The sequence below is a fragment of the Sphingomonas sp. NIBR02145 genome, from assembly GCF_027359115.1.
GTDB classification, from domain to species: Bacteria; Pseudomonadota; Alphaproteobacteria; order Sphingomonadales; family Sphingomonadaceae; genus Sphingomonas; species Sphingomonas kyeonggiensis_A.
In genome coordinates, this window is the sequence record NZ_CP114791.1 from 3,344,698 (window position 1) to 3,358,622 (window position 13,925).

The following is a 13,925-nucleotide window of genomic DNA, read 5'->3' on the forward strand; positions in this document are numbered from 1 at the left end:
ATTCGGCCAGAACGCGCTTCGGGGCAAGTCGATCAGAGTCACTTCCCGTCCCCCAGCATCAGCGCCGCGGTCGCCTTGGCGCTGCCGACCACGCCCGGGATGCCCGCGCCCGGATGGGTGCCGGCGCCGACGAAGAAGAGATTGTGGATCGCATCGTCGCGATTGTGGGTACGGAACCAGGCGCTCTGGGTGAGGATCGGCTCGAGGCTGAAGGCCGAGCCCATATGCGCACCGAGATCGTCGCGGAAATCGGGCGGGGCGTAGCTGAACTTCGTCACGATCCGATCCTTGAGGTCGGGGATCAGCCGACGCTGGATCTCAGCGAGGATGCGCTCCTCGAGGATCGGGGCGATCTCGTCCCAATTGGCCGGGAACTTGCCGAGATGGGGCACCGGAGCGAGTGCGTAGAAGGTCGCATGCCCCTCCGGCGCCATCGCCGGATCGCTGGCGCTGGGATGATGGAGATAGAGCGAAAAGTCCTCGCTCAGCACGCCATGCTCGAAAATGTCCTCGAGCAGCCCCTGGTAGCGCGGGCCGAACAGGATCGAGTGGTGCGGGATGTCCGGAAAGGTCCCGCGCACCCCGAAATGGACGACGAACAGCGAAGGCGAGAAGCGCTTGCGCTGCAGGCGCTGCGCCGCGCGCTGGCTGGAACGCGAGCCCTTGAGCAGGTCGCGATAGCTGTGGACCACATCCGCGTTGCAGGCCACGGCATCGACCTGCAGCTCATAGCCGCTCATCGTCCGCACCCCGGTGACGAGATCGCCGAGCGTCTCGATTCGCGCGACCGGATCGCCGAGCCGGATCGTGCCGCCAAGCCGTTCGAAATGGCGAACCATCGCGGCGACCAGCTGATTGGTACCGCCTTCGGCCCACCAGACCCCGCTCTTGCGCTCCAGCTGGTGGATCAGCGCGTAGATAGAGCTGGCAGTCATCGGATTGCCGCCGACGAGCAGCGTGTGGAAGGAAAATGCCTGGCGCAGCTTCTCGTTGCGGATGAAGCTCGCGACCTTGGCGTAGACCGACCGCCAGGCGCCGTATTTGGCGAGCGCGGGCGCGGCGCGGACCATCGACATGAAGTCCTGGAACGCGACATGGCCGAGCTTCACATAGCCTTCCTCGTACACGCCGGCGGAATATTCGAGGAAACGGCCATAGCCGGCGACATCCTGCGGCTCGAGCCGGGCGATCTCGGCGGCAAGCGCATGATCGTCGTTGGAATAGTCGAAGCGCGTGCCATCGGGCCAGAACAGCCGGTAGAAGGGCGTGACCGGCATGAGCCTGACGTCATCGGCCATGCGGCGACCGGAGAGCTGCCAGAGCTCCTCCAGCACTTCCGGCGCGGTGATGACAGTGGGGCCCGCATCGAAGGTGAAGCCGTCGCGCTCCCAGAAATAGGCGCGGCCACCGGGCTTGTCGCGCGCTTCCAGCACCACGGTCTCGACACCCGCCGATTGCAGCCGGATCGCCAGGGCCAGCCCGCCGAGCCCGGCACCCACCACCGCGGCGCGCTTCACCGGTACGATTCCCGGATCGCCGACAGCGCGCGGCCGACCGGCACCGGCGGTTTGCCCGAGACGATGCGCAGCCGGTCGAGCAGGGTCGAATGGCCGGCATAGAAGCGGCCGATCAGCTGGGGATCGAGACGATAGAAGCGCTGCAGCACGCGGTAACGCTCCTCGGGTTCGGCGGCCTTGAACAACATGGCAGCCAGCATGCGGTAGAAATGGCGGCGGCGCCATGTCGATCGCGCGAAATCATGAAGAAGATTGTGCAGTGCGGCGCCACCGAGATCACTCGCCGCCGCGACCAGCGTGGCGGTGCGCACCGCATCGGGCAGGCTGTAGCTGGTCAGCGGATGGAAGAGACCGGCGCGAGAGCCTGCCTTGGCGACCTTGTCTCCGCCGGCACGCCAATACGCCTCGAAACTGCCGCCCATCACCACCGGCAGCACGCCGCCTTCCTCCCGGACGATACGATCGACCTTCCAGCCGCGCCCCTCCGCATAGGCATCAAGCCGGCTGCCGAGCAGCACAGGATCGAGATCGGGCGTGTCGCTGTAATAGGTATCCTCGGCGAAGACACCGGTAGTCGAGAAGGGCAAGGCGTAGAGGAAGCGATAGCCATCGAGCTGCTCGACCGTCGCGTCCATCACCACCGGGCGCTCGAGATGATGCTCGCCGCGCAATTCCAGCTCGCGGCCGTAGAATTTCTGCCAGCCGCAATGGAGCATCGAGAGATCGCCGGGGCCACGGCAATCGATCACCCCTTTCGCCTCGATCCGGTCGCCATCGGCGAGGAGGACGGCGGTGGGCGTGACTTCGGCGACGTCGCGCCGGGTCATCACCGCCTGCTCAGGCAAATCGCCGCGGACGACCTGGTCGAACCGGCGCGATTCGATCGAATAATAGCCGGTGCGCAGCGTCCGCGAGACCGCGGGAAAGGCGACGTCATAGCTGCGCCAGCCATGGCAGATCAGCGGCGCGGTCAGCCAGCGATCGGCCGGCGCGACATCGCTGGCGAAGAAGGACCAGAGATGGTTGCCCCCGATCCGGCTGCCGCCCTCGACCATGCGGACATCGACATCGGGCCGCCGCCGGCGCAGCGCGAGCGCGATCAGGCCGCCGGCAAGTCCCCCGCCGACAATCGCCACGTCGCAGTTGATCGTTGCGGGCATGACACAGGCCTAACCCAGCGATTCGCCCGATTCCAACAAAAATGCCCCTCCCGCACGAGACGGAAGGGGCAGGTGTGGTGGGAGCGACCGCGATGCGGCCACGCACGGAGCGCGGAAGGGTGTCAGGCGGCCTTGAGCAGCGGCCATTCGGCAGCCATCGCCCGGGCGACCGCGGGCCGGGCGCGCATCCGCTCGCGATAGGCGGCAAGCACCGGCCAGTCGGCGAGCGGCACCTTGCTGAACTCCGACCAGTTGAGCACCGCGACCAGATAGGCATCGGCGACGGTGAAGCGATCTTGGAGGAATTCGCGGCCTTCCAGATGCTTCGACAGCACGGTGAAGGGCCGGGCGTGGCGGGCGCGCGCCGCCGCCTGCTCGGCCTCCGAATAGTCCTTGCCAAGGATCGGCATGTACACCGCCTTGTGCAGCTCGGTGCTGACGAAGTTCAGCCAGGCGAGCATCCGGTAATGTGCGTCGGAAAAGCCGGTGAAGCTGAGCGCACCCTCGGGCGCCAGCTCGGCGATATAGGTGAGCACCGCCGGCCCTTCGGTGAGGACGAAACCGGTGCCGGTCTCGATCGCCGGAACATAGCCCATCGGCGAAATCTCGGTGAAGTCCCTGCCATCGGCCAGGCGTAAATCCCGGGGCACCTGGACATAATCGGCGTCGAGCCCGGCTTCTTCCAGCGCGATGCGCGCCGCCAGCGAACAGGCGAAGGGGGTGAAATAGAGCTTCATGACGAGTCTCCCTTGTATTTTTGTACGATCTCGCACAAAAATAATCGGGTCAAGGAATTTAATGCGAACCGATACAAAAATAGCCAGCCGGGGCCGTGGAAGGCCGCGCAAGTTCGACGAGGAAGCGGTGCTGCGCGCCGCGCTCCAGCGCTTCCGCACGCTCGGCTATTCGAACACATCGCTCGACGACCTGGCCGAGGCGACGGGAGTGAACCGGCCGAGCCTCTACGCCACCTTCGGCGACAAGAAGGCGCTGTATCTCGCCGGCCTGGCGCGCACCCATGCCAGCGTCGACGCGACCTTCCGGGCGCTCCATGAAGCGGCCTATCCGCCCGAGAAGATGCTCAAGGCACTGTTCATTGGCGCGATCGAGGGGTTCCTGACCGGCGAGGACGGCCCCTCGGGCTGCATCGCGGTGAATACGGCCGCGACCGAGGCGGTGACCGATCCGGACATCCGCGCGGCCCTGGCGGCGTTTGTCGCATTGCAGGATGGCTGGATCGAGAAGCTGATGGCGCAGGCCGGCAGCGCGGATCCGCTGGGCGATGCGCAGATCGCCTCCTCGGTGATCCATTCGCTGAGCACCCGAGCCCGCGCCGGCACGCCGCGCGAGGAACTGATCCGGATCGCCAAGAAGGCGACGGCACTGCTGCTCGGCTAGACTGCGGCGTCCAGAATCGCGCGGGCGCGCTCGACATCCTCGTCGTCGACCATCACCCGAACCGGGATCAGCAGGTACGAGCCGTCGGCGATGCTGGTGCCGGCATCGAACACGAAGCTGGGGATGTCCTCGTCCTCCAGCCGGCCCTGGACGATGAAAGCTTCCTGCCGGTCGAACCGGCCGATCTCGACAAGCGCCATCAGACGGGTTCCTCGCTGGGATTGCGTACCGGCAGGCCGTCGATGCTGTGGGTGCGCACCGCATATTTGGCGAAGCGCGCCGAGGCGCCGTGCTTGACATGATATCTGCTGAGCGTCTCGCGCTCCCGATCGAACGTCATGTGCGGCACTGCCCAGCCGCAGCTGCTCTGCGCGCTGTCCACGCTGACATCGAAGATCTGGCGGGTACCGGGCAACAGCGCGAAATGCGCGGCCAGCTCGGCCCATTCCGGATCCTGGGGCAGCAGGGGCTTGCCATGGCCATAGAGGCGCAGGATCAGCGCGGGACTGTCAAAGGCGCAGAACATGATGGTGATGCGGCCATCGGCGATCAGGTGCGCATGCGTCTCGTTGCCTGAGCCGGCAACGTCGAGATAGGCGACGCGGTTGGGTCCCAGCACGCGGAAACAGTCCATGCCCTTGGGGCTGAGGTTCACCCGGCTTTCAGGCGCCGCCGTCGCGACGAAGAACATCGGCTGGCGCGCGATGAAGGCGCAGTGATCGTCGGTGAGCGCATCGAAGAACTCGGCCATGCCGCGTTTCTAGACGATCCGCGGTTTGCGGGGAACACCCGGCGAGCACTCCAGATGCGCACGATCCCATTTGCCGAGATCGGCCGCGGCATCATAGGTCGACTGGAGAAAGCCGAGCAGCATCGCACGCGGGTCCTCCGCGGTACGGACGGCATCATAGTCGAGCAGCCATTCGCCGAGGCCGTTGTCGAAATAGGCCGGGGCCGGCACTTCGGCATCGGCATAACCCTCGGGCGCCGGATAGCCATAGGCGTAGAAGGCTGGTTTCGGAAACGCGTCGCTCCCCGGCCAGAAACCGGCGCTGGCTTCCTCATGGCTATAGGCTTCGCAGGTCACCGCATCGGGCAGGCCGGGGAATCCGCCCGGGTGCTTCGGCGCGGTGCGGCCCGAGAAGCGGGTGACCGCGAGGTCGAAGCTGCCCCAGAAGAAATGGACCGGGCTGGCCTTGCCGAGGAAACCGGTGCGGAACTGCCGGAAGACCCGGTCGATCCAGAGCAGCGCCCGGTGGAAGTCGCGCACCGCTCCGCCATCCCAGGGGCGCTCCGCGGTGTCCTCGACAAAGGGCACCGGATCGGGGACTTCGCTCGGGACGCCATTGAACGCCACCGGCGTGCCCAGCGCGGCCAGCGCGGCGACCAGCGCGGCGTGGAAATCGGCGACGCTTCCGGGCCCGAGCGGGATGCTCGCCTCGCCGCCGCTGTCAGTCGTAAGCCGGAGCTCGCTTTCGAGCAGGTCGAGATCGAGCTGCAGCGTGGCATCGTCGCACGGGATCGGCCCGGTCGTCAGACCCCAGGCCATCGGATAAAGCACGACATGCCAGCTATGGTTGAGCCAGGGGGTATGCGCGAGGCGGACCTTGCCGATGATCTGGGTGATCAGGTGAAGGTGCTGCGCGGTACCGCGCCAGCTGGTCCAGTCGAGTTCGGGAAGCGCCTGGTTCATGCCCATTTCCTATCCGATCGGCCCGGCGAACAACAGCTTCCACCCCGCGACGATAAGCCAATGCGTGCAGACGCAGGGCCAGATGCTGCCAGTCGCGCGGTAGAGGCGCGCGAGCAGAGCACCGAGCACCGCGACGATCATCAGGAAGCGCGAGTCGAGGAATATCGCCGACCAGGGCGGGCCGAAGGTCAGTGCCTGTAAGGGGTGCCAGAGGACGAACATGCCGACCGCCAGTGCCGCCTGCCATAGCGGGAAAGGGCGATCCGGCGGCGGGACGATCAGGCCGCGGAAGACCAGCTCCTCGCCCAATGCCGGAACCAGCATCAGGGTGAAGAAGACGCCCAGCCAAGGAAGGCCGAAGGGCATCGGATCGAAATGGGCGAGGCCGGTGGCGAAGGCGAGCAGTGCGATGAGGGGCAGCCCCCAGAGCAACTCCCGCCCCACTGCACGCCAGCCACGCGCATCCGGCCAGGTGACGAGCGCCGCGTGGAGGCGACGCCCGGCCCGGATCACGCCGCGGTGCCGCCCACCGTCAGCCCGTCCACCAGCAGCGTCGGCTGGCCGACACCGGCCGGAACGCTCTGCCCGCCCTTGCCGCACATGCCGACGCCTTCATCGAGCGCGAAATCGTTGCCGATGCCGGTGACCTTGTTGAGCACCGTCGGCCCGTCGCCGATCAGCGTCGCGCCCTTGATCGGCGCGCCGAGCTTGCCGTTCTCGATCAGATAGGCCTCGGTGCAGGAGAAGACGAACTTGCCCGAGACGATATCGACCTGCCCGCCACCGAACGACTTGGCGAAGATGCCCTTCTTCACGCGGCTCAGCAGCTCGGCGGGATCGTCCTTGCCGCCCTTCATGAACGTGTTCGTCATGCGGGGCATCGGGGCGTGCTGGAAGGATTCACGACGCCCGTTGCCGGTGGGCGAAACCCCCATCAAACGCGCGTTCAAACGGTCCTGCATATAGCCTTTGAGGATGCCGTCCTCGATCAGGATCGTCTCGCGCGTCGGCGTGCCCTCGTCGTCGATCGACAGCGAACCGCGACGATCCGTCAGCGAACCGTCATCGACCACCGTCACGCCCGGCGCCGCAACCCGCTCGCCGATCCGTCCCGAAAAGGCGGAGGTGCCCTTGCGGTTGAAATCGCCCTCGAGCCCGTGCCCGACCGCCTCGTGCAGCAGCACGCCCGGCCAGCCCGGACCGCACAGCACGGTCATGTCGCCCGCCGGCGCATCGACCGCGTCGAGATTGACCAGCGCCTGGGCCAGCGCCTCGTCGATCGCGCGGTTCCAGGTCTCCGGCTGGAAGAGGTTGTCGTAGAGCGTGCGCCCGCCCAGCCCGAAGCTGCCCGTCTCGCGCCGGCCATTCTGTTCGACCACGATGCTCACATTGAGCCGCACCAGCGGACGGATATCGGTGGCGATGAAGCCGTCCGGCCGGACGATCTCGACCACGCTCCACGAACCGGTGAGCCCGACCGAGACCTGCTGCACCCGCGGATCGCGCGCCCGCGCCGCCGCGTCGATCGACTGGCAGAGGTTCACCTTGTCGGCGAAGGGCACCAGATCGAGCGGATCCTGATGCGTGTAGAGATGGCGGTTATTGCCCTGGGGCGGCGGCGCCTTGCCGGCCTTGCCCGGCTCGATCAGCGCCATCGTCTCCGCCGCGCGGCGGATCGCGGCGGGCGTGATCTCGTTGGCGTGCGCAAAGGCCGTGGTCTCGCCCGACACCGCGCGCAGGCCGAAGCCCGACTGGGTATCGAACGACGCGGTCTTCAGCCGGCCATCGTCGAAGCCGAACGCCTCGGTCTTGCGATACTGGAGATAGAGCTCGCCATCCTCGGCGCTGGCCAGCGCCTCGGCGGTGAGCTTCGCGGCCGTCTCGGGATCGAGGCTGTCGCGATAGATGTAGCTGCGCGGATCGGTCGGAATGCTCATCCGGGGAATATAGGTCGCTTCGGCGAAGAGTCACGTCGGCGAGAGCGCAACATAGTGCGCCCCTTACGTTCCCCGGCGAAGGCCGGGGCCCAGTCTCGACGCCAATCGAGAGCACGGTCCGCCCTCACAACGCGCATTGCAACTGGGCCCCGGCCTTCGCCGGGGAACAGCTGAAACAACAATGCGCCGGATTTGTGCTTAGACGCTCGCGCCAGCCGGGTGATCGGGAAGCTGGCTCTGGTCGGCGCCGTCGGCCGGGCCGCCGATCAGCACGAAGCGGCGATCGCAATAGCCGCAATCGACATAGCCATGCTCGTCGATCTGCAGGAACACGCGCGGATGGCCAAGCGCGGCGGGCAGGCCGGGGCCGGTGCCGTCACAGGCGACGCGGGCGGAAGCGGTGCGGATAAGCTCGGGCAGGTGCGCGGTCATGCCGCGCCTATAACGCCGCGCATCGCCGCTCGCAACGCACAGCATGACCCGGCGGGATGACAGCGTGGTGGCTTATCCCCTATAGGCACCCCCGCGTCGAGAAACGGAAGAGGTATGTCCCCTACCCTGGAGATCGTCGCGCCCGCGCCCCGCGAGGCGGCGCAGCTTACCATCGTGCTCTGGGCCGCCGCCCTGTCGGTGATCGTGCCGGGCATCGCGGTTTCCGGCCAGATGGCGGGCCTGGGCGAATGGATCACGCTGATCTGGGGCACGCTGGCGGCGATCCTGCTCGCATCGCTGATCTATCTCGCGCTGCGCTGGGCGAGCGGCCGGCCCTTGTGGATCGCGCTGCCGCTGGGCCTCGCCGCCTTGCTGGTCACCGCGCTGCTCCAGATGGCGGCCGATTTCGGCGGCCAGTTCTTCGTCCATGCCTTCATGGACACGCGCGTGCCCGATCATTCGCCGCAATCGCTGCTGCTGGTGACGGTGATCTATTTCCTGATCGACGGCTGCACCGCCGCGCTGTTCGTGATCCTGGGCACGGTGCGCCGTATCCGGCTGCGCGAGCAGGAGCTCGCCGCCGCCCGCGTCGCCGGGCTGGAAAGCGAGCTCAACCTGCTGCGCCTGCAGCTCAACCCGCATTTCCTGTGCAACTCGCTCAACGCCATCTCCAGTCTGATCCTCACCGAGCGTATCGGCGAGGCGAACCAGATGGTGGAAGGGCTGAGCGGCTTCCTGCGCGCGACGATGGACCTCGATACCGGCATGGTACCGCTGGCCGACGAGCTGGAGACGGTGGAACGCTATCTGGAGCTGGAGGGCGCGCGCTTCGGCAGCCGGCTCCAGGTGTCGATCGCCGCCGAGCCGGGGATGCTGGGCCAGCAGGTGCCGAGCTTCCTGCTCCAGCCGCTGGTCGAGAATGCGATCAAGCACGGCGTGGAAGCCACCGCCGGCGATTCGACGCTCGACATCGCGGCGCGGCGCGAGGGCGATGCGCTGCTGCTGATCGTGGAGAATCGCGGCGCCGGCCCCCGGCGCCCCCCTTCCCGCCCCGGCCATGGCATCGGCCTGGCCAACACCAGGGCGCGGCTGGGCATGCTCTATGGCGCCGCCGCCCGGCTGGACGGGGCGCCGATCGAGCAGGGCTATCGCGCGACGATCCGGCTGCCGCTGGCCGAGGCAAACGCAGCGGTCCACGCCGCCTGACCTTTGCCGCGGGCGCGCAAGCGTCTATGCGGCGGGCATGACTCAGGCGGCCATTGCGATCGACTCTCTCTGCAAGACCTATCAGGGCGGCAAGCGCGCGCTCGACGGCGTGACCTTCGACGTGCCGCGCGGGCAGATCTTCGGATTGCTCGGCCCCAATGGCGCGGGCAAGTCGACGCTGATCAACATCCTGGCGGGGCTGGTCAACAAGACCGGCGGCACCGTGTCGATCTGGGGCTTCGACATCGATGCGCACCCGCGCAACGCCAAGGCGAGCATCGGCATCGTCAACCAGGAGATCATCTTCGATCCCTTCTTCACGCCGAAGGAGACGCTGGAGATCCAGGCCGGGCTCTACGGTGTGCCCCGGGACAAGTTCGACGCGATGGCGCTGCTGCGCGCCGTCCACCTCGAGGACAAGGCCGACGCCTATTCGCGCACGCTCTCGGGCGGGATGAAGCGCCGGCTGATGGTCGCCAAGGCGATGGTGCATTCGCCGCCCGTGCTCGTCCTCGACGAACCGACCGCCGGTGTCGACGTCGAGCTTCGCCAGCAGCTCTGGGCCTATGTCCGCGAGCTCAACCAGCGCGGCGTGACGGTGGTGCTGACCACCCATTATCTCGAGGAAGCCGAGCAGCTGTGCGACCGGATCGCGATCATCAACCACGGCAAGCTGATCGCCAACAAGCCGACCCGCGAGCTGGTGGGCATGGCGCAGGAAAAGGTGGTCGAAGTCACCGTCGACCGCGACGTGGCGACGGTGCCGGACAATGCCTGTTTCCAGAAGGTGGAGATGAAGGGCGAGCGCACCCTGGTCATCACCTACCGCAAGGACCAGGCGAATGCCGGCGAGGTGCTGGGCGCGGTGCAGGGCGCGGGTCTCGGCATCGTCGATGTCTCGACGCGTGAGGCGGATCTGGAGGACGCGTTCCTGAACCTGACCCGGGCGGCGAACGGCTGACGCCGCCTTCGTGCGCGAGGCCCGTTGCAGGGCCTCTGCCCGGCAACGGGCCAGTCCGCCCGCCTCCCGCGCCTTGCCGCGGCAGCCATATGCCGAAAGCGGCGTCCCGCCCCGGCATGCCGATGGTCAATTACTTCCCGCCGCCGGGAATCCGGTCAAGACTCCACCTCAGCAAGACCAGAAGAACGCTACCCAAGAACCACTTATAACTAAAACTACCAAGCGCGACTGCAATAGAAACACAAATAGTCATTTGAACACCTCGCATAATACATAAGCAATTCCTTTGCTTATTTTTGGAAAACAGCAGAAGCATTCTGCCTAAGCTGCTTCCGCATAATACACCCTCCACAGCAGACGATTCCATATCTATTTTCGAGTTGCTCAATCCGGCGATACGCGGCCGGATGCAGGGAGCCGGGCTGGGCATCGTCGACGCCTCGATGCGGGAGGCGTATCTGACGGGTTCCTGGACCTGACCCGGGCGGCGAATGGGTGAGGCTTCGCCCCTGTTCCCCGGCGAACGCCGAGGAGCGGGATTGCTTCTAACCGGCAATCCGCACGTCCCATTTCCGGAACTCGATCAGCCAGTCGGGTACGCCGGACAGCCACATTTCCGAGCCCAGCTCCATCAGCATACCGGCATGGAGGTCGAAGCCGGCACGGCTGATCTCGATGATCGGGGCGAGGCCGTTGCCGGGGACGACCCAGAGCAAGTCGTCGGGGCCGATCCGCGCGGCGAGCGCGGCGCGGGCGAAATCGGGGCGCTCGTGCTCGAATATGGTTTCGTGAATGTGCGGGATCGCGCTCCAGTCGAGATGGAACATACCGGCGGGAACGAGGTCGCCGCGCCAGTCCGGCCGGTCCTCGTGGTCGCGGTAGCGCAGGCGGAAGGGGGTGCCGGCGGCGGCGAGCTTCTCGTCATCGCCCCACAGGGCGGCGCGCTGTTCCTCGCGGCCGATCCGCCCGCGCATCGCCTCGCGCCGGGCGGCGATCTCGCGGCGCTTCGCCTCGTCCATCAGCGGCGCCGGTACCGGGCGAAGAAGGCCCACATCGCGTCATTGTCCGCCGCCCAGACATGGCCGGCGCCACGCGTGATCCGGCCGGCGACTTCGGTGCCGGCGCGGCAGTTCGCATAGCGGACCTCGTAGAGCTTGTCGGTCAGGTCGCGCTGGACCGGGCCGGTGCGGCACAGGTCGAGATCGGCCCAGCGGCGCAGCGCCGTCGCCATCGTATATTGCCAATAGCCGGCACCACCGCCCTGGATCGGATTGGTGCCGTCGGCATCGCCGGCAAAGGCGATCACCGGCATCGGCCGGGACGGCTGGCAGGTGGCGGGATCGGGGACGCGCTTGTCGCTCGCCAGCGGATTGCCGGCGCGCAGGCCGACCACCGGGGCGATCGCGGCGAAGCGCGCGGCGGCGACGCAGCCGAGCCAGCTGGTCATCCGGCCGCCGCCCGACAGGCCGGTGGCATAGACGCGGCTGGTATCGATGCAGCGATTGGCGGCGAGCCAGTCGATCGCCTTGCCGAGAAAGGCGACGTCATCAGCATCGCCCGGGCCGGGGATCCTGCCCGAGACGGTGGGGACGCCGGGAATGTTCCAGACATAGCCCTTTTCCAGCGGGATGCCGGCATCGGGGGCGAGGACGATGAAGCCATGCGCGTCGGCCGCGGTGGCGAGCTTCGAATTCTCCAGCATCGCGGCACCCGTGCCGCCGCTGCCATGGAGCAGCAGGACCAGCGGCGCCGGACGGGCGCGGGAGAAGCCGGTGGGGAGATGGAGCATCGCGGCGCGGCCGGTGTCGCCGATGCGCAGCTGCACCGTCTGGCCGACGGCACCGAGCGTGCAGCCCTTGGCGGCCGCGGGGGCCGCGCCGAAGGCGGCCAGGGCGGCCATGACTAAACCCAGGCTTTGGCGGCGCATGTCTCTCTCCCGTTGCAGCACCCCTGCCTAACGCCTAGTCCGGGCAGGAACCAGCGGAAGAGACATGTCGGACGATCCCCATAGCAGCGACGTTCTTGTGATCGGATCGGGTGCGGCGGGGCTCACCGCCGCGCTCAACCTGGCCCAGCGTTTCAAGGTTACCGTGCTCGCCAAGGGCGGGTTCGCCGAGGGCTCGACCGCCTGGGCGCAGGGCGGGATCGCCGCGGTGCTCGAGCCCGGCGACACGTTCGAGAGCCATATCGAGGACACGATGATCGCCGGCGCGGGGCTGAACGATCGCGCCACGGTGGAGATGGTGGTCGAGAACGCACCGGCGGCGATCCGTCGGCTGGCCGAGCTGGGGGTGCCGTTCAACACCGAGGGCGGCGCGCTGCATCTGACTCGCGAGGGCGGGCACAGCCATCGCCGCATCGTCCATGTCGACGACGCCACCGGCCTGGCGGTGCAGACGGCGCTGCTGAAGGCGGCGCAGGCCCATCCGAACATCACCCTGGTGCCCGACCAGGTGGTGATCGACCTGGCGACCAGCCGGCATGAGGAGCGCTATTCGGGCGCGGGCAATGTCTGGGGCGTCTATGCCTTCAACCGGGCGACGAACCGCGTGGAGCTGTTCACCGCGCGGGCGACCGTGCTGGCGACCGGCGGCGCGGGGCGGACCTATCTGTTCTCGACCGCGCCGAGGGGCGCGACCGGGGACGGCATCGCCATGGCGTGGCGCGCGGGCTGCCGCATCTCGAACATGGAGATGATGCAGTTCCACCCGACCTGCCTCTACAATCTCGAGGTCAAGAACTTCCTGATCACCGAGGCGGTGCGCGGCGAGGGCGGGCGGCTGCTGCTGCCCCCCGATGCCGGCGAGGAAGCGGGCAAGCGCTTCATGCCGGAGTTCGATCCCAGAGCCGAGCTGGCGCCGCGCGACATCGTGGCGCGGGCGATCGACCATGAGATCAAGCGGCTCGGCCTCGACTATGTCCATCTCGACATCAGCCATATGGGCGCCGAGTTCGTGAAGCATCACTTCCCGACGATCCATGCGCGGCTGCTCGATCTCGATATCGACATGACGCGGGAGCCGATCCCGGTCGTCCCCGCCCAGCATTACACCTGCGGCGGCGTGATGGTGGACCGCGACGGGCGCACCGACCTGCCCAATCTCTATGCGGCGGGCGAAGTCACCCAGTCCGGACTGCACGGCGCCAATCGCCTGGCGTCGAACTCGCTGCTGGAATGCTTCGTGTTCGGCGAGGCGGTGGCCCGCCACATCACCGCGCACTGGGACGCGCTGCACCCGGTGCCGGCGATCCGGCCCTGGGACGAGAGCCGGGTCACCGATTCCGACGAGGAAGTGGTGATCAAGCAAAACTGGACCGAGATCCGGCGCTTCATGTGGAACTATGTCGGCATCGTGCGCACCACCAAGCGGCTCGAGCGCGCGGCGCACCGGATCAAGATGCTGCGCGAGGAAGTGGCGGACTATTACGGCCATTTCCGGGTGACGCCCGACCTGATCGAGCTGCGCAACCTGCTGGAAAGCGCCGACCTGATCGTGCGCTCGGCGCTCCACCGCAAGGAGAGCCGCGGGCTGCACTACAACCTCGACTATCCCGAGACGCTGCCGCAGGCGGTCGACACGGTGCTGGTGCCCTGAGCGGCAAAAGGATCTTCTGGGGCCT

Annotated in this window: 15 protein-coding genes; 4 read left to right on the forward strand and 11 right to left on the reverse strand. The window is 67.3% G+C overall.

Features of this window, described 5'->3' with window-relative positions:
• Positions 1–38: 38 nt before the first annotated feature.
• From O3305_RS15015 to O3305_RS15025, 3 genes are all read right to left on the reverse strand, one after another.
• Positions 39–1,517, reverse strand: a complete 1,479-nt coding sequence (locus tag O3305_RS15015) for a phytoene desaturase (protein ID WP_269573269.1) — start codon at positions 1,515–1,517, stop codon at positions 39–41.
• Positions 1,514–2,677 carry a lycopene beta-cyclase CrtY gene (gene crtY, locus O3305_RS15020; RefSeq protein WP_269573270.1) on the reverse strand — a complete coding sequence of 388 codons (1,164 nt, stop codon included), beginning with the start codon at positions 2,675–2,677 and terminating at the stop codon, positions 1,514–1,516. Before crtY ends, O3305_RS15015 begins: the two co-directional genes overlap by 4 nt.
• A 122-nt stretch (positions 2,678–2,799) precedes the next feature.
• Complete coding sequence (locus O3305_RS15025) at positions 2,800–3,414, reverse strand: glutathione binding-like protein (RefSeq protein WP_269573271.1); 615 nt, start codon at positions 3,412–3,414, stop codon at positions 2,800–2,802.
• Between the two features lie 61 nt (positions 3,415–3,475).
• Between O3305_RS15025 and O3305_RS15030 the strand changes: the two genes are divergently transcribed.
• Positions 3,476–4,075: a TetR/AcrR family transcriptional regulator gene (locus tag O3305_RS15030; protein ID WP_269573272.1), complete on the forward strand. Its 600-nt coding sequence runs from the start codon at positions 3,476–3,478 to the stop codon at positions 4,073–4,075.
• Here the strand turns inward: O3305_RS15030 and O3305_RS15035 are convergent.
• From O3305_RS15035 to O3305_RS15060, 6 genes are all read right to left on the reverse strand, one after another.
• A complete protein-coding gene (locus O3305_RS15035) occupies positions 4,072–4,275 on the reverse strand; it encodes a putative signal transducing protein (RefSeq protein ID WP_269573273.1) in 204 nt (67 codons plus the stop codon). The genes O3305_RS15030 and O3305_RS15035 overlap by 4 nt on opposite strands.
• A complete protein-coding gene (locus O3305_RS15040) occupies positions 4,275–4,826 on the reverse strand; it encodes a pyridoxamine 5'-phosphate oxidase family protein (protein WP_269573274.1) in 552 nt (183 codons plus the stop codon). The genes O3305_RS15035 and O3305_RS15040 overlap by 1 nt, the downstream gene beginning before the upstream one ends.
• A 9-nt stretch (positions 4,827–4,835) precedes the next feature.
• The gene (locus tag O3305_RS15045) at positions 4,836–5,768 is read right to left on the reverse strand and encodes a DUF5996 family protein (protein WP_269573275.1); all 933 of its coding nucleotides are present in this window, start codon (positions 5,766–5,768) and stop codon (positions 4,836–4,838) included.
• A 9-nt stretch (positions 5,769–5,777) separates the two neighbouring features.
• Positions 5,778–6,281 (reverse strand): CPBP family glutamic-type intramembrane protease, encoded by a 504-nt coding sequence (locus tag O3305_RS15050; RefSeq protein ID WP_269573276.1) that lies wholly within the window; start codon positions 6,279–6,281, stop codon positions 5,778–5,780.
• Positions 6,278–7,705, reverse strand: a complete 1,428-nt coding sequence (tldD, locus tag O3305_RS15055; protein WP_269573277.1) for a metalloprotease TldD — start codon at positions 7,703–7,705, stop codon at positions 6,278–6,280. Before tldD ends, O3305_RS15050 begins: the two co-directional genes overlap by 4 nt.
• Positions 7,706–7,903: 198 nt before the next feature.
• Complete coding sequence (locus O3305_RS15060; protein ID WP_269573278.1) at positions 7,904–8,137, reverse strand: zinc-finger domain-containing protein; 234 nt, start codon at positions 8,135–8,137, stop codon at positions 7,904–7,906.
• 114 nt (positions 8,138–8,251) lie between these two features.
• On the opposite strand from O3305_RS15060, the gene O3305_RS15065 reads away from it, so the two are divergent.
• Together O3305_RS15065 and O3305_RS15070 are read left to right on the forward strand one after the other, a co-directional pair.
• Positions 8,252–9,343: a sensor histidine kinase gene (locus tag O3305_RS15065; RefSeq protein ID WP_269573279.1), complete on the forward strand. Its 1,092-nt coding sequence runs from the start codon at positions 8,252–8,254 to the stop codon at positions 9,341–9,343.
• A gap of 37 nt (positions 9,344–9,380) precedes the next feature.
• Complete coding sequence (locus O3305_RS15070; protein ID WP_269573280.1) at positions 9,381–10,304, forward strand: ABC transporter ATP-binding protein; 924 nt, start codon at positions 9,381–9,383, stop codon at positions 10,302–10,304.
• A gap of 545 nt (positions 10,305–10,849) precedes the next feature.
• On the opposite strand, the gene O3305_RS15075 is transcribed toward O3305_RS15070, so the two are convergent.
• Complete coding sequence (locus tag O3305_RS15075; RefSeq protein WP_269573281.1) at positions 10,850–11,356, reverse strand: hypothetical protein; 507 nt, start codon at positions 11,354–11,356, stop codon at positions 10,850–10,852.
• Entirely contained in the window at positions 11,323–12,231 is a 909-nt protein-coding gene (locus O3305_RS15080; protein ID WP_269573282.1) for a CE1 family esterase, read from the reverse strand. The genes O3305_RS15075 and O3305_RS15080 overlap by 34 nt, the downstream gene beginning before the upstream one ends.
• A gap of 64 nt (positions 12,232–12,295) precedes the next feature.
• Here O3305_RS15080 and nadB point away from each other — a divergent pair, with 64 nt between their 5' ends.
• A complete protein-coding gene (gene nadB / locus O3305_RS15085; RefSeq protein ID WP_269573283.1) occupies positions 12,296–13,900 on the forward strand; it encodes an L-aspartate oxidase in 1,605 nt (534 codons plus the stop codon).
• Positions 13,901–13,925: the final 25 nt, after the last annotated feature.